Raw genomic sequence first — 21,811 nt, 5'->3', positions numbered from 1 at the left:
AGCGCATCGAACGCGTTCCGGAACCCGGCGCTTCGCTCGATCAATTTGGACATTTTGACCCTTGAACGGCACTACCGCCACGGGGTGCCTTCTCGCACAATTGGATTATTTCCACCGATATTTGCGGGATGGGAGCCCAAGATGCTTGATCGCCGTTCGTTACTTGTTGCCGGAGCGTCCTCGCTAGCGAGCATCATGTTGCCTCGCGTGCCGGGAAGCGAAAATGCCTTCCTGCTGCCGTTCGCGCCCACCGAAGCCTATGCCGACGAAAAAGACCCCTTCAGGGTGCTCGTTCTCTCGCGCACCATGTTTGGTGTGGTCGTGGTCGACGTCGCCAACAAGAATATGCCCATCAAGGGAGCGCAGGTCACGCTCACGTCGCGCTACGCCGCAGGCAAGCAGCTCGCCGCCACGACCGATGACGAAGGCACCGCCATCTTTGAGGTCGCGCCGCTTTCGGAAGGCTACGTGGACGAGGCAACGCTCCTTGACGCGTACGACTTTAACGGCGGCATCTCCATTAGCATGGCGGGCTACCGTGATGTCGAGATTCCCCTTGCGCGTATCCAGGGCGGCACCGCCATTACCGCACCCACACGTCCGCTTTCCGACGGCGAGCCGTACTTTCGACAGCTCACGTTCGACGAATGGGACATCCAGTACGCTGAAGCCACGTTCATGGCATTGCCGAAGGACGACGCGGCAAACGACCAACCCGACACGCATGCCTTTATTGTACAGGCACATCTGCCACAGGGTGGACAGGCAACGCTGCACATCAACAAGGTAATGCCCGCCACGGGTAGCTCGCCCGAAACCGTCACGCAGATCGGCCAGATCAAGGCCAGCGCATCAGGCGCGGATAATCTGGCGACGTTCACACTCGAAGACAAGTTTCTCGACGCGGCATCGGGCCTTCTGGAGGAAGGGTGCAAGCTGCGCTTTGTCCTCGACTATCAGGGCAAAACCTACACGCTCTCATCCCCCATGGCCGTTGTCACCGCGCCGGCCGCAAAGGCGGAATCGGGCTCGACCACTATCGTCCCCACTACCATGGACCAAGAGGTCACTCCGTTTGATTTCCCCGCGGCGTTTCCCGGCATCGGCGGCAATAAGTTCACGTGCTGGATACCCACATTTCCGATCCTCTTCGATTTCTCGTTTGCTGGATACGTGCTGTTTGGCGGAGGATACAAACCAGCCAGCTATATGAACGATTCGGGCAATCCGGATCCGGAGTACTGGAAGAAGTCACCGCGCGAGTCGGGCGCCAAGCAGGCAAACCGCTACCTCGACGAAATGGAGGGGAAGTGGAATCAGTACAAAAGTATGAGTGCCGGTTCGGGCACCGATCCAAGAAACACCAAGCTCCTTCGCCACCATTGCACGCCGCTGTTCACGATGGATATCGCCACACAGCTGTACGGCTCGCTCGCCTACGATTGGGTGGGCAAAACCTGGGGTGACAACAACGACCCCGCATACGGCAATATTAAGGCCCTCTTCCAGGTAAGAACCGACCTCAATTGGACCGAGCAGTTTACCCTAGGACCGGTGCCGTTTTTCCTAAACGTCAACCCCTGGGTGCTGGCAAAACTGGCGCTCGCCGTGGGCGCCCACACGCACGGCAGCGGCGCGGCGTTTTTCAAGAACATTTCGCTCGACTATTCCAACACGTCGGGCTCGTTCACCATCCAGATCGGACTTGCCGTCACCTTTGGAGCCGGCATTGCAGGCGTCGCTTCGTCCGCTGTGCGTGGCGCCGCATCCCTCACACTGTTCATTGGGTACGAAAAGGCAGATGGACACCAGCTTCCGCGGCTGCGCGTAGGTGCAGACGTCGATGTCGATGTGATACTCCAGTTCGTAATGTTCAAGTGGACCACCAAGGCTTGGTCGGGGTCGTGGCCCACACTCATCGATTCGTGGAATATGTCGGTGAACAATGGCGACCAGTATGTACTCCAGCGCTCTGAGCTGGCATTGGGTGGAAATACGCCTTATACGTTGGATGCCTGCTTCGGCTCGGCCGGCAACGCCGAAGCAGGTGGTGTGCCGCAGTTTATCGCATCGGCCACCATCGTCACCAACGCCGAGCTGCTCGCACGCGCCGAGGTTAAGGCCACTGCCGTAAATGCCGCGCCTGTCGTGCGCGATTGGGATCAAGCGGCCACGCGCATTGAGCTCGAGGCGGATTCAGAAAGCGAAGACACGGGACAGATCGAGCATTTCGTCCATGCACTGGTAGAGAACGACGAAAACGCCGCGCCGATGTATGAGTACACCTACATCGGTCAGTCAACGAACGCCGTTGCGGACCCGAACGCCAATTCTGCCGGCGTGTCGGAGGACGAGCGTGGCGGCATAAAACCCTCGAGCGACAACGTGCTGTTTTCCGGCGTGCTCAGCGAAGCCCACATGAAGCTAACGATGATTGCCGGCGTAGAATGCCTGTTCCGTATCGCCTCGGTGCGCTACGGCGACAATGGCCGCTCGCGCCTGGTGGTGCACACAAAGGCAAACGGCACGTGGTCCGCTCCCACGCCCGTGGACTTTCCCCTTGGGTTTGGCGAGGGCGACGTGGAGCGCGACGGCATATTCGATTACGACTTCGACGTGGTGGAATATACGGACGGAAGAGGAAACCAGGACGCCTACGTGCTGCTGGTCTCGGGCGAGCGCCCCGCCGGCGACAACACCCTTTTCGATACGGCAAGCACAGCCGGCATACTGTCCGTTGTGCGCCTGCGCATAAGTAATGACGAGATCCGCGTTGTGTCGCATACGTCATGGCGCAGCATCTCGCGCGGCCGCCTGCAAGAGGATGGCTACCATTGCCTGCAGTGCCCGCGCATCACGGTAGGCAAGACGCTGATCGACGGACGCCTGTCGGGTGCCTACCTCCACCGCCGCGGAACCACCGCAGAAAAGGCGCTCGGCAGCGAGGCCGAGGTTGCGCTGGAATGCTTTACCCTGTGGTCGGATGATTTGGGCGACAGCCTGACGTTCCGCCAAGTTCTTCGCTTTCCGCAAGCACCGTCGAGTATCGAGCTGAGCGAGCCCGAGAATATCAACGGCAAAATGGTGGTGCCCGTTGCGTACGAGACCGCAGACGGTTGCGGCTGCGCATCGTACGCCGTGATCGGCCAGTCCATTGCGGGCTGGGGCGTTATGCCACCAGACGCCACGGTGCCCCATGCGGTGCCGTGGCCACAACATTCGGGCTTTTTGGCCACCGTCAACGAGCAGCTGCAGCATATTACTTGGACGCGAGGCGCATCGGCATTTGCAACGCAGCCCGTGGGTGCCGCAGGCTGTGGCCCGGCATCGTTTAGCGTAAGCAACAACGGCAGGTGCGCGCTCTATGTAGAGAACACCGATGGCAAGGTGGGGCAAACCTACGACGAAGAAGGCAACCCGGTAGCAGTAATGGGCAAGCACTTCCGCATCTTCGCCAGCACCTTGGCAGGCGATCTGTTCACGGAGCCGTTCGTGATGTGCGAGCTGGACCATCCCGTCGATCAGATAACGACATTTTTGACGTCGGGAGGCATGCTCTCCGCGCTCGCCACGCACATTGTGAGCGCGGAGAAGAGCGAGGCAGAGCTGCACGGCATCGAAGTGCCTCTGGTGGCGTGTGCCACTCCGACGGGCGCGGTCGCTACCTCGGGCGCGGTGGTGCCCGGAGCAGCAGGCGAATCCTTCATGGTCACGGTGCGAAACGACGGCAACACTTTGCTGACTGCCGGCACAATCGATCTGTACCGAGAGGGCTCCAGCCAGCCGTTCTCCAGCGCATCCATCGGATTCGGAGCGAACGCACGCATGGCTTCGATCTACGATCCAGAGCTTGCCGAAGACGCTTCGGCCAACGACATGGCACACGTAAAGTACGCGCTCGAGACGCTGGGCGCACGTTTTGCAACGCACCCGCTGGTAGCCGACAACGGCAACGCCGTGCTGGCACCGGGTTGCACGGCACAGTTCCGCATGAGCTTCGCCATCCCCGAGAGTTGGAGCGACGAAGTGGGCAAACGCGTCACGCTGTATGCGAAGGCGCGTAATCTGGTGGCGCTCGATCCCGTAACGCTCGAGGAGATCCGACCGGGCGCAAACTCGGCGCTGAGTGCCGTTCTGCACGAGCTTCATGTGCCCGACGCGGCATGCGAACGCTCAGAAGTTCAGGTCGGCGTATGCGACAGCGCGGATACGACAGGACTTCACGACGCCCCGATGACAGCAGACGGCGATGGTAGCTCGAGTGGCGGCGGTACTGACGAGGGCGGCGGCTCCGGCGGAAGCAGCTCCGGCAGTGGCAAGGACCACGGCAATAACAAGCGCTCCGGAAAAGCGGGCGCGCCTGCGGGCACGGGCGACAGCAACGTCCCCCTAACCGCAGCCGCAGCAGCGCTCGCCGCAGTTGGTGCCGGCCTTGTCGCCTACAGCGCCCGCCGCACGGCGCTCGAAAAAGACACCGCCAATGAGGACAATTCGGATAGGCCTCGCTAGCTCCTAGTTACTTTTGTGAGAGGCGCCGACTCGGCTCATCGAACATCAAAATGGGCTGGTTCTGAATACCCAGAGCCAGCCCATTGCGCATTAAATGTCGTCTGAGGAGTCGAGTTCTGCCTCGAGCTTGGCACGGCGTCTTTTCGCCGTGAAAAACGTTGCGCACAGGACAGCAAACGTGGCCGCGAAAATCGTCGCACCGCAGAACACGCCCGTGGCCAGGTTCGCCAACCAAAAGACGCTTTCGAGCGGTACGATCTGCGCCTCAGCGATACAGCGCATTGCGGCAATAACAAGCGCGAACGCTGCGCCGCTAAGACCGCTGACAAGCAGAAAATATCCAACAGGAAGATGCTCGGTTTGCCCAAAACGATTGGTATCGACATAGCCCTTCCGCGTTTGCAGTCCTGCGCAAATCAACATCACGAGAATGAGCCACGAATACATGGCTGCCTCGAACGGCGTTGCAAAGCCATGCGGCATTTCACTGGCGTCGCTGTGAACCCACGCAACCTGTCGAGCTATAAACTGGTAGAAAAAGATCATCAACATGCCAAACGAAAGCAGCACGAAACCAATCTTGCAGATCTTCGCGTTCTCAGCCTCCAGGCGTTCATCCTTTGGGCCGGCATATTCACGCCACGTTTGCACGATTTTCAGATCTTCATATTTCATAGTGGCCTCCTAAAGAGCGTTAGGGTCGGCTTTGGTCTCGTCTTCCCAAAACAGATCGTTCAACGTCACGTGCAGCGCTTTGCAGATTGCCACGCACAGGTTGAGCGTAGGGTTGTAACCGCCTGCTTCGATCAAGCCGATGGTTTGACGTGTAACGCCCACGGCCTGGGCCAAGTCGGCTTGCGAAAGGCCAGCCGCCGCGCGCGCCGCCTTCATGCGGAGGTTCTTTTTGCCCGGCATAAAGTTCCTTTCGTCATATTGGACAAATATCCGTTGCAACATGCCAGAAATATATTGCATCGACTAATTGATGTCTACTATATCTGTCATCGGTATACGGATATAGCAGTTTCGATTCGTCATTCCATCTTGCTCGGGCAGAACCGACTCGGTTTTGTCCGAGCAAGATTGGGCATCCGCAAACTCATCGAATTTCTGAATCGTGTCACCCATAATCGTTCGATTTTGTTTAGTAAAACTAGGTCCCTATTAAATAAAATTCGTTTGTATCCAAATTTGTTTAACAATGCCGCGCTACCACTAAACACTATACCCGTTAATTCGAACGATTGTTCGATGGATTTCGTGTTGGGTGGAATCGCCCAAGGGCTGGGCTATGCTACCTTGACTATCTATATGACTAAAACGCAGCAAAGGAGCATCGAGAGAGCGAGCATGGCAAAAAACACCGCAAACTATGGTAACGACAGTATTCGTCAGCTCAAGGACGAGGAGCGCGTACGCCTGCGCCCCGCCGTCATCTTTGGCTCGGACGGACTCGACGGTTGCGCGCATGCCGCCTTCGAGATCCTGTCCAACGCCGTTGACGAGGCGCGCCAGGGCTACGGCAAGCTCATCACCCTTACCGCCTTTCGCGATGGCTCCATTCAGGTAGAGGACAACGGCCGCGGCTGCCCGCTCGACTGGAACCCTTCCGAAAAGCGCTTTAACTGGGAACTCGTCTTTTGCGAGCTCTACGCTGGCGGCAAGTACAACAATAACCAGGGCGGCGACTACGACTTCTCGCTCGGCACCAACGGCCTGGGCTCCTGCGCGACCCAGTACGCTTCCGAGTACATGGACGTCACGGTTTGGCGCGACGGCAACAAGTACTCCCTGCACTTTAAAAAGGGCAAGGTCGTCGGCGCCAAAAAGAAGGCGCTCGAGATTGAGCCCAGCGACGAGAACCGCACCGGCACCACCATCAAGTGGCGCCCCGATCTTGAGGTCTTTACCTCCATCAGCATTCCCCACGATTGGTATCGCGAGACCATGCGCCGCCAGGCCGTGGTCAATGCCAACGTGACCTTCCGTCTGCGTATCGAGGGCGACGATGGCGAGTTTTCCGAAGAGGACTTTTGCTATCCCAAGGGCATTGAGGACTACGTGCTCGAGAAGGTCGGTGCCGATTACCTCACCGAGCCCTTCTTTATCGAGGCCGACCGTCGCGGTCGCGATCGCGAGGACCTGCCCGACTACAACGTAAAGATCACCGCGTGCATGTGCTTCTCGCGCACCCTCACGATGCAGGAGTACTACCACAACTCATCGTGGCTCGAGAACGGCGGCTCGCCGGAAAAGGCGGCCCGCAGCGCTCTGACCAGCGCCATCGATGCCTATATTAAGCAACAGGGCAAGTACAACAAAAACGAGAGCGGCATCAAATGGCAGGACGTCCAAGACTGTCTGGTACTGGTGACCAACTGCTTCTCCACCCAGACGTCTTACGAAAACCAGACCAAGAAGGCCATCAATAATCGCTTTATCCAGCAGGCCATGACTGCCTTCTTTAAGGAGCGCCTCTCGACCTACCTGATCGAGAACAAAGACGCCGCCAACAAGATCATGGAGCAGGTGCTCATCAACAAGCGCTCGCGCGAGAACGCCGAAAAGACTCGCCAGAGCATCAAAACCAACCTGCAGCAGAAGACCGACATGGCCAACCGCGTGCAGAAGTTCATCGACTGCCGCTCCAAGGACAAGAGCCGTCGCGAGATCTACATCGTAGAGGGCGACTCGGCAGCAGGCGCCATTCGCACCTCGCGCGATGCCGAGTTCCAGGGTGTCATGCCCGTCCGAGGCAAAATCCTCAACTGCCTAAAGGAAGATTATCCGCGCATCTTTAAGTCCGACATCATCATGGACCTTATGCGCGTGCTGGGCTGCGGCGTGGAGATCAAGGACAAGCGCATCAAGAACCTTGGTGCCTTTGACCTGGACAACCTCAACTGGAACAAGGTCATCATCTGTACGGACGCCGACGTCGACGGCTACCACATCCGCACGCTCGTGCTCACCATGCTCTACCGCCTGGTGCCCACACTTATCGACGAGGGCTACGTGTATATCGCCGAGTCGCCGCTCTACGAGATCAACTGCAAAGAGAAGACCTACTTTGCCTACACCGAGCTCGAGAAGAACGGCATCCTCAAGGAGATCGGCGACCAGAAGTGCTCCATCAACCGCTCCAAGGGTCTTGGTGAGAACGATCCGGACATGATGTGGCTCACCACCATGAACCCCGAGACGCGCCGTCTGATCAAGGTGGAGCCCGAGGACGTCACCAAGATGGAAACCATGTTCAACCTGTTGCTGGGCAACGACGAGGCGGGCCGCAAGCGCCATATCTCCGAGCACGGCAAGGAATACCTGGACCAGCTGGACCTGCAATAGCAGCAAATCGATAACGACGGCCCACAAATAGTTCAAGAGGAAATCGTGGCAAAGAAGAAGACGAAGAACCAGCCAAAGAAAAAACAGGTCAACGCCGAGAACGTCATCGGCCTGCACTCCGAGGTCACCGATCAGCCGATCACGCAGACGCTCGAGGTCAACTACATGCCCTACGCCATGAGCGTCAACGTCTCGCGTGCATTCCCCGAGATCGACGGCTTTAAGCCCTCGCATCGCAAGCTGCTCTACACCATGTACAAGATGGGTCTGCTCAAGGGCGAGCGCCAGAAGAGCGCCAACATCGTGGGCCAGACCATGAAGCTCAACCCGCACGGCGATGCCGCGATCTACGAGACGATGGTGCGCCTGGCGACGGGCAACGAGGCGCTGCTTGCCCCCTTCGTGGAGTCGAAGGGCAACTTTGGCAAGTACTATTCGGGCGACCTGAGCTACGCCGCCTCGCGTTATACCGAGGCCAAGCTCTCCCCCATCAGCGCCGAAATCTTCAAGGACATCGACAAGGACCCGGTCGACTTCGTCGACAGCTACGACGGCGCCATGAAGGAGCCACGCCTGCTGCCCACCACGTTCCCAAATATCCTCGTCTCGGCCAACAAGGGCATCGGCGTCGCCATGGCGTCCGACATCTGCGGCTTCAACCTCAACGAGGTCTGCACTGCCACCATGCATTACCTGCAGGATCCCGGCTGCGACCTGCTCGAGTACATGCCCATGCCCGACTTCTCGACCGGCGGCGACATTATCTACCGCCGCGAGGAGATGGAGAAGATCATCGAGACCGGCCTTGGTAGTTTCCAGATTCGCTCCCGTTGGCGTTGGATCCCCGAAGAGCGCATCATCGAGGTCTACGAGATTCCCTACACCACCAAGACCGATGTCATCATCGAGCGCATCGTCAAGCTCTCCAAGGAGGGCAAGGTCAAGGAAATCGCCGATATCCGCGACGAGACCGACCTTTCGGGCTTGCGCATTGCCATCGACCTTAAGCGCGGCGTCGACCCCGACAAGCTCATGGCCAAGCTCTACCGCTCGACCACGCTGCAGGATTCGTTCTCGTGCAACTTTAACGTGCTGGTCGACGGCTATCCCCGCGTTATGGGTGTGCGCCAGATCCTGCACGAGTGGGTCAAGTGGCGTATTGAGTCCACGCGTCGCCGCATTAACTTTGACCTTGGCAAAAAGTCCGAGCGCCTGCACCTGCTGCACGGCCTCGAGGCGATTTTGCTCGACATCGACAAGGCCATCGCCATCATCCGCGGCACCAAACTCGAAGCCGAGGTCGTGCCCAACCTTATGAAGGGCTTTGACATCGACGAAACCCAGGCCGAGTTTGTTGCCGAACTTAAGCTCCGCAACATCAACGAGGAGTACATCCTCAACCGCACCAAGGACATTGCAAAGCTTGAGGGCGAGATCGCCGAGCTTGAGGAGATCCTCTCCAGCGAGGAGAACATCAAGAAGGTCATCAGCGACGAGCTGGCCGCGGTCAACAAGAAGTACGTGATGCCGCGCCGCACGGGCAGGATCGAGCCCCATGAGGTTATCGAGGTAAGCTTGGAGCCCGAGGTCGAGGAGTACCCGGTCACCATCATGCTCTCGCGCGATGGCTACCTTAAGAAGATGACGGACCGCGTGCTCAAAAAGGCGACCACGCTCAAGTACAAGGACGGCGACAAACCCTTTATCGAGTTCCTGTCCTCCAACACCCACGAGCTGCTGGTCTTTACCAACAAGAGCCAGGTGTACAAGTGCAAGGTTGCGGCGTTTGAGGACACCAAGTCGGCCCAGCTGGGCTCGTACCTGCCGACCGATCTTGAGATGGAACCCGACGAGAGCGTCATCTGGGTCATCGACCCCGAGGACTACAAGGCCGACGTGCTGTTTGTCTTTGAGAACGGCCGCGTGGTGCGCGTCGCACTTTCCGGATACGTCACCAAAACCAACCGCAAGCGCCTGAAGAACGCCATCTACGGCGGCAGCAAGCTGCTGCATGCGCAGGTGCTCAAGGAAGACCGCGACCTCGCGCTGGTCTCGAGCGACTACCGCCTGATGAACTTCAACACCTCGCTGCTCAAGACCAAGACGACCACCAACACGCAGGGCGTCCAGGCTTTCACGGCCAAGAAGGGCCGCTCGGTCACCACCGTCGGCACGACCGAGGAGATTCTTGGTGCCGGCGTCTCGGCCGAGAAGTTCACCGCGCAGAGCCTGCCCTCTGCCGGTGCCCTCATGAAAGAAAACGACATGCCGAGCCTGTTTGACTAGGACGACGGCAGCCAAACCGTCATGGTTTAACTAAGCAGCGGGGCCCGGAGCGCAGCAACATCGCGCTCCGGGCCCCATGCATTACAGCAGCATCATCCCTATAGACAAAATGCCGCATAAAGTGGAACAGACATCAGCCCATCATTCATTCCGAAGGGCTTAGTCGATAGCCTGATTCGGCGCACGCCCGGATGGGTCTTTTTAAGTGAGGACAGGCTTCGAGATCTTGTGTTCTCTCCCGCCTTGACTTCAATCGCAGACAAGCATCCCTGCTTCTCTACTACAAAGTCGATTTCCGCACGATTATCTCGCGCCCAATAATGCAGCGGATAGCCCATGGCTGAAAGCTGTTGGGCAACGTAGTTTTCGGTAAGTGCACCCATGAACGTGCCGCCGATACCGGAAAGAATATCGGCGCGTTGAGCACCGGCCTTGGAGACGAGCAGCCCTGTATCCGCCTGATAGATTTTAAAAGCAGAAGGGTTAACGAAGGCCTCTAAAGGGCTTTCGATCTGCCCGACTAGGCTGCAGCGCGCCACCGTACCCGACAATACAAGCCAGTCGAGAGCATCTCCAAAGAGAGACGCATTGCCCCCCGCTCGCACTACCTTGTATTGAAATTTACGATTCTCTTTGGCAAGCTGCTGTGGAATGGAATCGAAGCACGCACGCGTCTTTGCGCTCAAGCGCTCATCAGCATATTTATTAGTGTCGGCGGAGTATCCGTCGAGAATAATCCGATGCTTTTCGGCCACATCAATGATTGACTGATCATCGATGTACGTTTGGACCGCCTCGGGCATTCCGCCAACAACAAGATACTGCCGATAGAGCCCAAGCGCCTTTTCATGAAGGCTTGGCGCGAGAGGACCCATAAACTCGAATGATGAGCGTATCTCGTCGACCAGCTGATCGTGCCCCATCGCCCAGAGAAACTCCTCGAAATCGAGTGGAGTCATCTCAATCAAGTCGGTCTTTCCGACGGGGAACGAATACGACTGATGGTTAATGGCAACCCCAAGAAGCGACCCAGCAGCCGCAACGTAATACTCGGGAGCATCTTCGCAAAAGTATTTAAGGGAAGTGAGCGCTTCCTCACATGCCTGGATCTCGTCAATGAACAGTAAGGTTTTGCCAGGCACGATACGCTGTCCCGTACGAGCCTCGATCGCGCGTACAATCGAATGAGGGTCAAGACCGCCCGAAAAATCCGCTCGCGCCGACCGGTCGTTCTCAAGATTAACGTAGACAACCGATTCGAAAAGATCCTGAGCGTACGTTCTGAGCAGATAGGTCTTGCCACACTGGCGCACGCCTTTGACCAGCAAAGGTTTTCTATCAGCCCTGTCTCGCCATTCCCTAAGGAGCTCGTCTGCCTTGCGACGCATACGCAACCTTCCCTCATGAACTTCTGTTTGACAATATTTTAACGCGGATTAATTTGTTTTCAGTTATTTTTCTGCGTTTAAAAATTGTTCTATACGGCACTTGAGGGAATACACCCCTATCTCTTGGTAAGGATAGCAAGCATTTCCACCAACGCTGATTGCCATGCGTTCTTCTTGTCCTTAGGCGAGCTTGCGAGCGAGCTCTCGCACCTCTTTCAACTTGAGCGAGGATGCCATGCTGTCGCGCTCGGTCATGCCGCTAATGGTGACAATGCCCTGGTCCTCCCACTTGCAGTACGCGCAGGTTGACTTGTACATAGCGATCGCCGCATCATAGACGCCCTCGCTGTGGCTATCGAGTAAAAGGGCCGTCTTGGTGAACGGGAAGCCCGTAGCACCGAAGGCGTACAGGCGGTCGATGACAGCCTTCTCCTGTGCGGTGATATCAAACCAGTAGATAGGCGAAGCGAAGACGACCATGTCGGCGTCTTTCAGCGACTCAATCACGTTGGCCATGTCATCCTTCTGCACGCAGACGCCCTCATGGGCGAAGCAGTACTGGCATCCCAAGCAGCCGGCGATCTTCTTGCTGGCAACGCGGACGACCTCGACCGTATTGCCGCCCTCACGCGCGGTCTCGGCAAACGCCTCGACCATGGTATCGGTATTGGCGCCCTTACGCGGGCTGCCGCTCAATACAACGATATTCATAGGATTCCCTCTCCTTCATGCTGCAGGCGCGCAGCATTTTTTCTTGTAACCAAAACAAATGGGGTTAATCAATCGCCAGCAGGCCATATCTCTTGCTCAAGTTCCCTAAAGAAGCTCAAGGCGATTGCAATTGCCTTATACAACATCGAAAACCAAAGAGGGGCCATAGCAACGTCGCCTGCCCGAAATGGCCTGCGGTTAAAATCAACTACGGGGATCGTGACGAGCCGATACCGCCCGCATGCCCCCTTCGGAATAGGCGCTGAGCAGCTCCTGAGCGTGGGCAAACTCGGGCCCTCGCCTCCAACCGAGCAGGCGGTTGACCGCGAGATTTCCCTGGACGTTGTGGACGAAGAGCAGATAGGCGTCCTCGCGCGAAAGCCCAGTCTCCTCCATGATCGAGGGAACCATCTGCTCGGCGCCGCGCTCGACGACGCGCTGTGCCACCCGGGCGTACGCGTCGTCATCCGAGTAGAGCAGATAATAGTCATCGTTTGCCGGCGGACGCTGGCAGAGGGCACCCGCCTCCGTTCCCTCGAGCGGCGGCACCGCCGCCAAGGCCTCGTCGATAAGCGCGTCGAGCAGGGCGAACTTGTCCTCGTAGTGCAGATAGAACGTGCCACGGTTGATATCGGCGCGGCGGCAGATATCCGCTACCGTCATCTTCGCGAAGCCGACCTCGGCCAGCAGCGCGAAGAACGCCTCCCGTATGACCGAGAGTGTATAGCGTCGGCGACGATCGATCTTCCCCGCTTCCATTACCCCTCCAATTGCAACGCTCGACAATGCCCGGCAAACGCTCGTTTATCGACAGCAGGCCGAAGCTGTTCATTGCTCTTAAGCAAATCGACATGGATACTTTTTATAGACACCTGTTTATAATAGCTGAAAGAAGGTATCCAGTGACCCTGTACGAGCAGCTCGTTATCGAGCTCACCAACCAATCGTTTTCCCTTCAGGCCGCCTACCGCAGCGGCGGCACGCCCTATGAGCTGAGTGACCGCGAGCCCGAGCCCTACGACCAGCAAATCAGGGACTTCGCCCGCATGATCGAGGAAGCCGATTGCGTGCTGGTGGGCGGGGCCTCTGGGCTCTCCGCGGCGGGCGGCGGCGACTTCTATTACGAGGACAACGCAACCTATCGCAGGCATTTCGGCAAATTCGCCGAGCGCTACGGTTTCAAGGGCGCTTTCGAGGGGTCGTTCTACCGCTGGCCCACCGCCGAGGCGCGCTGGGGATACCTCGCCACCTTCCTCGACACCACGCTCAACGCCCCGCTGCGCAAGCCCTACAGGGACCTCGACACCATTCTCGCCGAGAAGGATTTCTTCGTGCTCACCACCAACCAGGACACGCAGTTTGTGAAGCTCTATCCCTGGGAGAAAGTGGCAGAGATCCAAGGCGACCACCGCTTCTTTCAGTGCTCCCACTGTTGCACCGACGAGGTGTGGAACGCGGTCGAGCCGGTCTCCCACATGGTAGAGGCCATGGGAGACGGTCTGGAGGTTCCGACAGAGCTCGTGCCGCGCTGCCCGCACTGCGGAGCAGAGGCGTTCCCCTGGGTTCGCGGCTACGGCAACTTCCTGCAGGGCGAACTCTACGAGGAGCAGTACCGCAAGGTGTCCGACTGGCTCGACGCGCACGCACGGCAGAGGATCCTCTTCCTCGAGCTGGGTGTGGGCCGCATGACGCCCGCGTTTATCCAGGAGCCGTTCTGGGCCCTCACGGCGCAGTTACCGCAGGCCAGCTACATCGCCGTAAACAACAAGACGCAGTTTCTCCCCCGCGCGATCGAGGATCGGGGGCTCGCCGTTCGCGCCGACATCGCCGACGTGCTCGCCGACGTGCGCAAGACGCTGGGGAGGTAGCGCATGGAGACGGCGAAAGCAGTTCGCATAGGCAGGGCGCTAGCCGAAGCGGATCTTGTCATCATCGGCGCTAGCAACGGACTCGACATGGCGGAGGGGCTCAACCTTTTCTGCGCCGATGCTCATTTCCAAGAGGCGTACGGGGACCTCGCCCAGGCAGACGGCATCGGCTGCATACTGCAGGGGCTCGCTTCCCCGGATGCCAGCGTGCGACGCCGATGGGCCGAGCGGTTCCATCAAAAGGAGTATCTCGAATATGAGCCCGGCTCGCTCATGAACGGGCTGCGGCGTCTTACGGAGCACGCCGACACCTTCGTGGTCACATGCAACATCGACGGGCACTTCGCGCGCGCCGGGTTCGACGAGGAGCGCGTGCTCGAGACTGAGGGGAGCACGCGCACGTCGGTTGACGAGCGGTGCCTCGCCCATCCAGACGCCCTCGCCATGGCCCAGCTCGACGAGCTCGCGCGTCTTGTGCAAGCCCATCGCAACGGCAGGGTCGCCATCCTCGAACTTGGCGTGGGACTGCACAACGGCGTCATAAAGCGCATGCTCGCCCAGATCGCGAACGCCTGCGAGCACGCCACCTACATCGTGTTCAACTACGGCCAGGCCATGGCGCCCGACGCTTCGTGCGAGACGATTCTCGTTGACGGCGATATGGCCCCGGCTTTCGAGGAGATCGCCCGATGCCACCCCTAGAAAGAGAAGCGCGTAGGCTTCGAAGCCTTATCGATGATGCCGACGCCATCATCGTCGGCATCGGCTCGGGCATGTCGAGCGCCGCCGGGTTCAACCATTACAACCGTGCGGGCATGGCGCGCGCAGGAATGGCGGACTGGCAGCAAGCCTTTGGCTTCAAGAGCCTTTTCGACGGCTTCTACCACCTCTACCCCAGCCTCGAGCAGCAATGGGCATACTATGCGCGATACATCGACTTCACGCTGCGCGAGCCGACCTCGCAGCCCTATCTCGACCTACGGTCCCTCATCGGCCATAAGGACTACTTCATCCTGAGCACCAATGTGGACACCCAAGTCGAGAAGACGTTTCCCACCGAGAGGATCTGCAACTATCAGGGAAGCTTCGCGCACCTTCAATGCAAGCAGCCATGCTGCGACGAGCTCTTCGATGCGAGCCCCTACGTCGAGCGCATGCTCGCGGGCATGGCGGGGTTCGAGATCCGCAGCGGGGATGTCCCCCGATGCCCGCACTGCGGCTGGCAGCTTGTGCCGTGGGTGCGCGACGACACGTTTCTGCAGGGTGCGGCATGGCGCGAGAGCCTCGGACGATACGAGCGCTTCGTGCGCGAGCGCAGCGATCGCCGCGTGCTGTTGCTGGAGCTCGGCGTGGGCGAGATGACCCCCGGCATCATCACGCTCCCGTTCTGGAGCATGACCGCGAAGCTGCCGGATGCGCACCTTTTGAGCGTAAACATCTCGGGCGGCTCGGCTCCGTTGCAGCTTGGAAGCAAGGCAGAGGCGATCCAGGCCGATTTGGGCGCCCTGCTCTCGGTGGCGCGGGCAGGTGGCGAGTAACGCGGAGCGGTAGACGCGCAATGAGGTTTTAGCCGCAGCCTCCGAACGAGAGGGCTCGGAGGCTGGTATTCCTGAATCGCAGGTCACGATGGGTTATCGGAATCGCGAAGAGCGGATACCGCCAGTAAGCCCCCTTCGGAATAGGCGTTGAGCAGCTCCTGGGCATGGGTGAACTCGGGGCCTCGTCTCCAGCCGAGCAGGCGGTTGACGGCCAGATTGCCCTGGACGTTGTGGACGAAGAGCAGGAAGGCGTCTTCGCGTGAAAGCCCTGTTTTCTCCATGACCCAGGGAACCATCTGCTCCGCTCCGCGTTCTATGACGCGCTGGGCTACGCGAGCGTATGAGTCGCTGTCCGAATAAAGCAGGCGATAATCGTCGTCTGCCGGCGGACGCTGGCAAAGCGTTGCCGATTCAACCCCCTCAAGCGGGGGAGCCGCTGCCAATGCCTCGTCGATAAGCGCATCGAGCAGCGCGTACTTATCCTCGTAATGCAGATAGAACGTTCCCCGGTTGATCTCGGCGCGGCGGCAGATGTCCGCCACCGTCATCTTCGCGAAGCCGACCTCGGCCAGCAGCGCGAAGAACGCCTCCTGTATGACCGAGAGGGTGTAGCGCCGCCGGCGGTCGATCTTGGTTTCTCCCATCGCCTCTCCAATCTGAGTCGTTTGACAATGTCCAGTAGCTGTTCGTTTATCGACAGGTGCACGCGTTTGTTCATTGCCCCTGCGAAAATCAACAAGGATACTGTTTATAGACACCTGTTTTTTATAGCTGAAAGGGAGCACGGATGACCCTGTGCGAGAAGCTCGGCATCGGGCTTGTCAGCCGATCGTTTTCCCATCGGGCCGTCTATCGAAACGGCGGCACGTCATACGATTTGAGCGATTGCGAGCCTGCTGCTTGCAAGCAAGATATCGAGGCTTTTGCCCGCAAGGTGGGGAAGGCTGATTGCGTGTTTACGGGAGAGGCAGGTAGGCAGGCGTTATGAGCATCTGCATCAAAAATCAGATTCAGAATATGAATATCGTCATCGGCTGCACGGTGGGGTGTCCATATTGCTATGCCCGTAACAATGTGAAACGTTGGCATATGATTGACGACTTCGCTGATCCTGCGTTCTTCCCGAGCAAGCTCAAGATGATGGAAAAGAAACGCCCGCAGAACTTTCTCCTTACCGGCATGAGCGATCTCTCCGGGTGGAAGCTGGAATGGCGAGACGAGGTATTTGCAAAGATCCATGAGAATCCACAGCATCAGTTCCTGTTCCTGACCAAGAGACCCGATTTGCTGGATTTAGATACCGACCTGGAAAACGCATGGTTCGGCGTTACGGTGACGAGGAAAGCGGAGCTGTGGCGTATCGACGCCCTTCGGAAAAACGTCAAAGCAAATCACTTCTTCGTTACTTTTGAGCCGCTATTCGACGATCCCGGTACGGTCGACCTTTCCGGAATCAACTGGATCGTCGTCGGTACCATGACCGGGGCGCAGAGCAGGAAGGTTCATACGGAACCGGAGTGGGCATGGTCTTTGACGGACCAGGCGCACGCGCTTGGCATTCCAATGTTTATGAAGGAAGACCTCGTCTCTGTCATAGGGGACGAAAACATGATTCAGGAATTGCCGGAAGAATTCGAAAGAGTGCTGGAGGTGCAGAGAACATGGCGGAAGTGATCGATGGAATCCTCATCAATGAGGTGGAAGCAAAGAACATCATGACCAAGTCCAGCCTGCCGGTAGGCGGCTACTCGGTCAATCCCTATGTAGGCTGCACGCATGCCTGCAAGTATTGCTATGCCTCCTTTATGAAGCGCTTTACCGGACACAAGGAGGAATGGGGCACCTTTCTTGATGTGAAGCATTGGCCGGAAATCAAGAATCCGAAGAAATACGCTGGACAGCGGGTGGTTATCGGTTCTGTGACGGATGGCTACAATCCACAGGAGGAGCGATTCGGGAATACCAGGAAACTCCTGGAGCAGCTGATTGGCAGCGATGCAGATATTCTGATCTGCACAAAGTCCGATCTTGTGGTACGGGATATCGATCTGCTGAAGAGGCTTGGACGAGTGACCGTTTCATGGTCGATCAACACGCTGGATGAGAACTTCAAGAACGATATGGACTCCGCGTCGAGCATCGAGCGTCGTATCGCTGCTATGAAGCAGGTGTATGACGAAGGTATCCGTACGATCTGCTTCGTGTCCCCGGTATTTCCCGGCATCACGGATTTTGAGATGATTTTTGAGCGAGTAAAGGATCGGTGCGATTTGTTTTGGCTCGAAAATCTCAATCTTCGGGGTGGTTTCAAAAAAACGATCCTGGATTATATCGCCGAGAAACATCCCAATCTCGTACCGCTTTACGATGAGATCTATAACAAGCGCAACCGTAGCTATTTTGAAGCGCTTGAAGTAAAAGCCGAGGAAATGGCCAAGAAGTACGATTGCCCCTTTGTGGACAACGAAATGCCTTATGGCAGAGTCCCCCAGGGGCATCCGGTGATCGTGGACTACTTCTATCACGAGGAAGTCCGAGGGTCAGATAATAGCGGAAAAAGAAATCGTTAAACGGAAACCGACGACGATTCGCTCGAGCGATTAGCGTCCACGCGTGGCTTCTGCCGATTGGCGCAACGGGCGACGGATTAAGGGATCGCTCGGGCGGATGATCCCGCTGCAGTACAGGCGGTCGCTCAATTTAGCGGCATGAGCGTTTTCGCACGGAAAACCAGTATCCCCTGTGCCGAGTTTAATCGTAGCGAATACAATGGGCACTGAGCATCAATCGAAAGTAGTCAAGAGCCTTTTCGACGGCTTCTACCACCTCTACCCCAGCCTCGAGCAGCAGTGGGCATACTATGCGCGATACATCGACTTCATGCTGCGCGAGCTGGCCTCGCAGCCCTATCTCGACCTACGGTCCCTCATCGGCCATAAGGACTACTTCATCCTGAGCACCAATGTGGACACCCAGGCCGAGAAGACGTTTCCCGACGAGAGAACCTGTAACTATCAGGGAAGCTTCGCGCACCTTCAGTGCAAGCAGCCATGCTGTGACGAGCTCTTCGACGCGAGCCCTACGTCGAACGCATGCTCGCGGGCATGGCGGGGTTCGAGGTCCTCAGCGAGGATATCCCCCGATGCCCGCATTGCGGCTGGCAGCTTGTGCCGTGGGTGCGCGACGACACGTTTCTGCAAGGCGGAGCATGGCGCGAGAGCCTCGAACGATACGAACGCTTTGTGCGCGAGCGCAGCAGTGGCCGCGTGCTGTTGCTGGAGCTCGGCGTGGGCGAAATGACTCCTGGTATCATCACACTCCCGTTCTGGAGCATGACCGCAAAGCTGCCGGATGCGCACCTGTTGAGCGTCAACATCTCGAACGGCTCGGCTCCGCTGCAGCTCGGAAGCAAGGCAGAGGCGATTCAGGCAGATTTGGGCGCGCTGCTCTCGGCGGCGCGGACGGGCGACGGTGCTTAAGCCTCCTTGTTGGTCGCTTTAAGGTATGCATCGTCGCCCACGGGCTCCAGCCACTCGTTGGAGGTCTCCTCGCCCGGAACCTCCAACGCGAGATGCGAGAACCAGCTGTCGGGCGCGGCGCCGTGCCAGTGCTTCACCCCCGGGGCGATGTTGACCACGTCGCCGGGGCGCAGCTCCTGTGCCGGCTTTCCCCACTCCTGGTAAAACCCTCGACCAGCCACGCAGACGAGGATCTGCCCACCGCCGCTTTTGGCGTGATGGACGTGCCAGTTGTTGCGGCAGCCGGGCTCGAACGTCACGTTGTGGACACCGACCTGCTCGGTGGAAAGGGGCGCGAGGTAGCTTTGCCCGATAAAGTACTTCGCGAAGGCGTCGTTGGGGGCACCGATGGGGAAAACCATCTCGTTTTGGTGCTGAGCCCTTGCGTCGGCGGCATCGTCGGCCGCCCAGACCTCCTTCGCCATGCGGAAGGCAGCCCACGCCTTGGGCCAACCCGCATAAAACGCCGCGTGCGTAAGGATTTCCGCTATCTCCGTCCTGGTCACTCCATTGTTCTTTGCGGACATCAGGTGATATTTGAACGAAGAGTCCGTCAGCCCCTGCGACATCAGGGCAACCACCGTCACCACGCTGCGGTCGCGCAGGGAGAGCTCACTCTCTCGGCTCCACACCTCGCCGAACAGCACGTCGTCGTTGAGCTGTGCGAATTTGGGAGCGAACTCCCCCAGGGCGTCTCTGCCTGCCGTCTGTTTAACTGCCATGATCGATTTCCTCCTGTCGATAGTTTTGGCACAAATCTGTTTCCGCGCGGCCAAACAGCCCGGCTAGATTCCCATGCCCATTCGCCGCGCCTGCTCCAGAGCGGGATGCCCGGCGATTTCGCCCACGCCGTTCACGCCGCCGGCGAAAACCGTTCCAGCGAGCGTGCAGCGGGAGAAACAGTCAACCCATCCCTGCATCGCCTTTTTCGCCCCGTCGAAGGTCGAGCGCCCGTTCTCCGCCGCCGTCGCCAACAGATATGCCTCGGTGAATGCATAATCGGAGCCAAAAAGCGGGTTAGCGCGGTCCAGCATGGTTTTGAGCTGGCCGCAGACGCTGTAGTAGTAGACGGGCGTTGCAAACACCAGCACATCCGCATCGTGCATTTTGGCGGCAATTTCCACGGCATCGTCTTGGATGACGCAACGCCCCAACTTTAAGCAGGCAAGGCAGCCCCTGCAGAAGCCCATTTGCTTCTCGCGCAGACGCACGGTCTCAACGCTGTGACCTGCCTCCCGCGCGCCGTTGGCGAAAGCCTCCGCCAGCGTCTCGGAATTGCCATTCTTTCGTGGACTTGAAGAAACTATCAAAACCGTTTTGCCCATTACGGAATACCCCTTGCGCTCCCGATTTACATTGACGAGAATGAAGGTAATACCTAAACCTGACTTTAGGTCAAGGAATGAATTCGACATTGTTTCGGAGGAGCCATGTACACAATCGGACAGGTGGCGGAAATGTTCGGTTTGCCCGCTTCAACGCTGTGATATTACGACAAGCAGGGATTGTTCCCGGGGCTGGAGCGGGCATCCGGCATTCGCCGATTCAGCGATACGGAACTCGAAGCGCTTCGGGTCATCGAATGCCTAAAGAAGGCTGGAATGGAGATCAAGGACATCCGGCTGTTCATGGAATGGTGCGCAGAGGGTCCCTCAACATACCCCAAACGCAAGGCCATGTTCGAGGAGCGCAAGGCCCACATGGAGTCGGAGATCGTGAACATGAACCGCGCGCTCGACATGCTGAAGTTCAAATGCTGGTACTACGAGCAGGCAATCCAAGATGGCAACGAGGATAGAGTGAAGGCGCTGATTCCCGATAATTTGCCAGAAGAAATCAAAGATACCTACGATAACGCCCACACTCAATAATGCCGCCCGATGCTCAAGGGGCTTTGGCAAGGAGTCGTTTTAGGCAGATATGCAAAAAGATAGCCTCCGAACCAGAGGGTCCGGAGGCTTTTATTCCCGTTATTTCGCTGGTGGCTTTACTCTATGGCGGCGCCGAAACAGCATCAGGCGGTACTCGACGGTATCAAAACGCGAGTTCAAAAGCCAGTTCCCGCTATTCCCGCTCAGTGACTAATCCAGGCCGAGTGTTGTCGATGCGTGTCGCGTCGTACCGCCTAAGGGCCAATTCGTGCGCAATTTGGGCGAATCAGGCCCTTAATTCGCGATTTTGTGAATGACTCAATTGATTCGCAAAACCGCAGGTCGCCTTTTTAATCACTCCCTAGTTTCCGCCGGGGTTCGTAGCGGGTGGCGTGAAAAGGGGTGATTCAAAGGGTCGGAGAGATGTCTATAGCGCAATCTTCTGGTATTGGCGCAGTGAGGGACTTCTCACCTCCATCAGTCCAAATCGTCAAGCTCCGAAAGACGTCGAGCTAGAGAAAAGGACCTATTTCCCGTCATGGATTGGGTTTACCTGCATGACTAGAGCCCTGGTGTAATTGGCTGGATCACCGTTCCGGGAACCGGTATCGACCTACCTGTCCGCCAAGCTCCTTCTTCAGCTCCAGCTTAGTATCTGACTCACACCGTTATAAGCAAAACCGAAGAGATGCGTCTTAGCCAAGAAAATAAGGTTAGCCTTATCTTACTGCATGATTCGTGTGTTATAGTTAGATGGCTCTAACTGTTTGGGGG

The 21,811-nt window shown here is 57.9% G+C and carries 18 protein-coding genes and 1 pseudogene; 11 read left to right on the top strand and 8 right to left on the bottom strand.

The window, feature by feature from the left end:
* The first annotated feature begins 141 nt into the window (after window positions 1–141).
* Window positions 142–4,509 carry a hypothetical protein gene (locus DWW51_RS06745; protein ID WP_117773952.1) on the top strand — a complete coding sequence of 1,456 codons (4,368 nt, stop codon included), beginning with the start codon at window positions 142–144 and terminating at the stop codon, window positions 4,507–4,509.
* Window positions 4,510–4,599: 90 nt separating this feature from the next.
* Here DWW51_RS06745 and DWW51_RS06740 read toward each other — a convergent pair whose 3' ends face one another.
* Both DWW51_RS06740 and DWW51_RS06735 read right to left on the bottom strand, forming a co-directional pair.
* The gene (locus DWW51_RS06740) at window positions 4,600–5,184 is read right to left on the bottom strand and encodes a hypothetical protein (RefSeq protein ID WP_117773951.1); all 585 of its coding nucleotides are present in this window, start codon (window positions 5,182–5,184) and stop codon (window positions 4,600–4,602) included.
* Between the two features lie 9 nt (window positions 5,185–5,193).
* Window positions 5,194–5,424: a helix-turn-helix transcriptional regulator gene (locus tag DWW51_RS06735; RefSeq protein ID WP_117773950.1), complete on the bottom strand. Its 231-nt coding sequence runs from the start codon at window positions 5,422–5,424 to the stop codon at window positions 5,194–5,196.
* Window positions 5,425–5,859: 435 nt separating this feature from the next.
* On the opposite strand from DWW51_RS06735, the gene DWW51_RS06730 reads away from it, so the two are divergent.
* Complete coding sequence (locus tag DWW51_RS06730) at window positions 5,860–7,857, top strand: type IIA DNA topoisomerase subunit B (RefSeq protein WP_117773949.1); 1,998 nt, start codon at window positions 5,860–5,862, stop codon at window positions 7,855–7,857.
* 45 nt (window positions 7,858–7,902) lie between these two features.
* On the top strand, window positions 7,903–10,143 hold the full coding sequence (locus DWW51_RS06725; protein WP_117773948.1) for a DNA gyrase subunit A: 2,241 nt from the start codon (window positions 7,903–7,905) through the stop codon (window positions 10,141–10,143).
* A gap of 98 nt (window positions 10,144–10,241) precedes the next feature.
* Here DWW51_RS06725 and DWW51_RS06720 read toward each other — a convergent pair whose 3' ends face one another.
* From DWW51_RS06720 to DWW51_RS06710, 3 genes are all read right to left on the bottom strand, one after another.
* Window positions 10,242–11,531, bottom strand: coding sequence for an ATP-binding protein (locus tag DWW51_RS06720; protein ID WP_117773947.1), 1,290 nt, complete (start codon window positions 11,529–11,531; stop codon window positions 10,242–10,244).
* A gap of 180 nt (window positions 11,532–11,711) precedes the next feature.
* Window positions 11,712–12,242, bottom strand: a complete 531-nt coding sequence (locus tag DWW51_RS06715) for a flavodoxin family protein (protein WP_117773946.1) — start codon at window positions 12,240–12,242, stop codon at window positions 11,712–11,714.
* 204 nt (window positions 12,243–12,446) lie between these two features.
* Window positions 12,447–13,001, bottom strand: coding sequence for a TetR/AcrR family transcriptional regulator (locus DWW51_RS06710; protein WP_117583297.1), 555 nt, complete (start codon window positions 12,999–13,001; stop codon window positions 12,447–12,449).
* A 92-nt stretch (window positions 13,002–13,093) separates the two neighbouring features.
* On the opposite strand from DWW51_RS06710, the gene DWW51_RS06705 reads away from it, so the two are divergent.
* The 3 genes from DWW51_RS06705 to DWW51_RS06695 are packed head-to-tail and all read left to right on the top strand — an operon-like array spanning window position 13,094 to window position 15,648.
* Window positions 13,094–14,110: an NAD-dependent protein deacetylase gene (locus DWW51_RS06705; RefSeq protein WP_117758303.1), complete on the top strand. Its 1,017-nt coding sequence runs from the start codon at window positions 13,094–13,096 to the stop codon at window positions 14,108–14,110.
* 3 nt (window positions 14,111–14,113) lie between these two features.
* Window positions 14,114–14,812, top strand: a complete 699-nt coding sequence (locus tag DWW51_RS06700) for a hypothetical protein (RefSeq protein WP_117640844.1) — start codon at window positions 14,114–14,116, stop codon at window positions 14,810–14,812.
* Complete coding sequence (locus tag DWW51_RS06695; RefSeq protein WP_117773945.1) at window positions 14,800–15,648, top strand: NAD-dependent protein deacetylase, SIR2 family; 849 nt, start codon at window positions 14,800–14,802, stop codon at window positions 15,646–15,648. Before DWW51_RS06700 ends, DWW51_RS06695 begins: the two co-directional genes overlap by 13 nt.
* A gap of 83 nt (window positions 15,649–15,731) precedes the next feature.
* On the opposite strand, the gene DWW51_RS06690 is transcribed toward DWW51_RS06695, so the two are convergent.
* On the bottom strand, window positions 15,732–16,292 hold the full coding sequence (locus DWW51_RS06690) for a TetR/AcrR family transcriptional regulator (protein WP_117583300.1): 561 nt from the start codon (window positions 16,290–16,292) through the stop codon (window positions 15,732–15,734).
* Between the two features lie 143 nt (window positions 16,293–16,435).
* Here DWW51_RS06690 and DWW51_RS06685 point away from each other — a divergent pair, with 143 nt between their 5' ends.
* From DWW51_RS06685 to DWW51_RS06670, 4 genes are all read left to right on the top strand, one after another.
* The gene (locus DWW51_RS06685; RefSeq protein ID WP_055252679.1) at window positions 16,436–16,636 is read left to right on the top strand and encodes a hypothetical protein; all 201 of its coding nucleotides are present in this window, start codon (window positions 16,436–16,438) and stop codon (window positions 16,634–16,636) included.
* Window positions 16,633–17,322 carry a radical SAM mobile pair protein A gene (locus DWW51_RS06680; protein ID WP_055252677.1) on the top strand — a complete coding sequence of 230 codons (690 nt, stop codon included), beginning with the start codon at window positions 16,633–16,635 and terminating at the stop codon, window positions 17,320–17,322. Before DWW51_RS06685 ends, DWW51_RS06680 begins: the two co-directional genes overlap by 4 nt.
* A complete protein-coding gene (locus DWW51_RS06675; protein ID WP_117641083.1) occupies window positions 17,310–18,218 on the top strand; it encodes a radical SAM mobile pair protein B in 909 nt (302 codons plus the stop codon). The genes DWW51_RS06680 and DWW51_RS06675 overlap by 13 nt, the downstream gene beginning before the upstream one ends.
* A gap of 534 nt (window positions 18,219–18,752) precedes the next feature.
* Window positions 18,753–19,127 (top strand): hypothetical protein, encoded by a 375-nt coding sequence (locus DWW51_RS06670; protein ID WP_147344043.1) that lies wholly within the window; start codon window positions 18,753–18,755, stop codon window positions 19,125–19,127.
* Here DWW51_RS06670 and DWW51_RS06665 read toward each other — a convergent pair.
* A complete protein-coding gene (locus DWW51_RS06665) occupies window positions 19,124–19,888 on the bottom strand; it encodes a carboxymuconolactone decarboxylase family protein (protein WP_055251066.1) in 765 nt (254 codons plus the stop codon). The genes DWW51_RS06670 and DWW51_RS06665 overlap by 4 nt on opposite strands.
* A gap of 63 nt (window positions 19,889–19,951) precedes the next feature.
* Window positions 19,952–20,491, bottom strand: coding sequence for a flavodoxin family protein (locus DWW51_RS06660; protein WP_117563601.1), 540 nt, complete (start codon window positions 20,489–20,491; stop codon window positions 19,952–19,954).
* Between the two features lie 174 nt (window positions 20,492–20,665).
* Between DWW51_RS06660 and DWW51_RS06655 the strand changes: the two are divergent.
* A pseudogene (locus DWW51_RS06655) lies at window positions 20,666–21,037 on the top strand (MerR family transcriptional regulator); the annotation flags it as partial.
* Window positions 21,038–21,811 lie beyond the last annotated feature (774 nt).

Source organism: Collinsella sp. AF15-51, from assembly GCF_003462845.1.
Lineage (GTDB): Bacteria > Actinomycetota > Coriobacteriia > Coriobacteriales > Coriobacteriaceae > Collinsella.
Note: the sequence above shows the minus strand (reverse complement) of the source record. Positions and strands in the feature narration are given on the sequence as shown.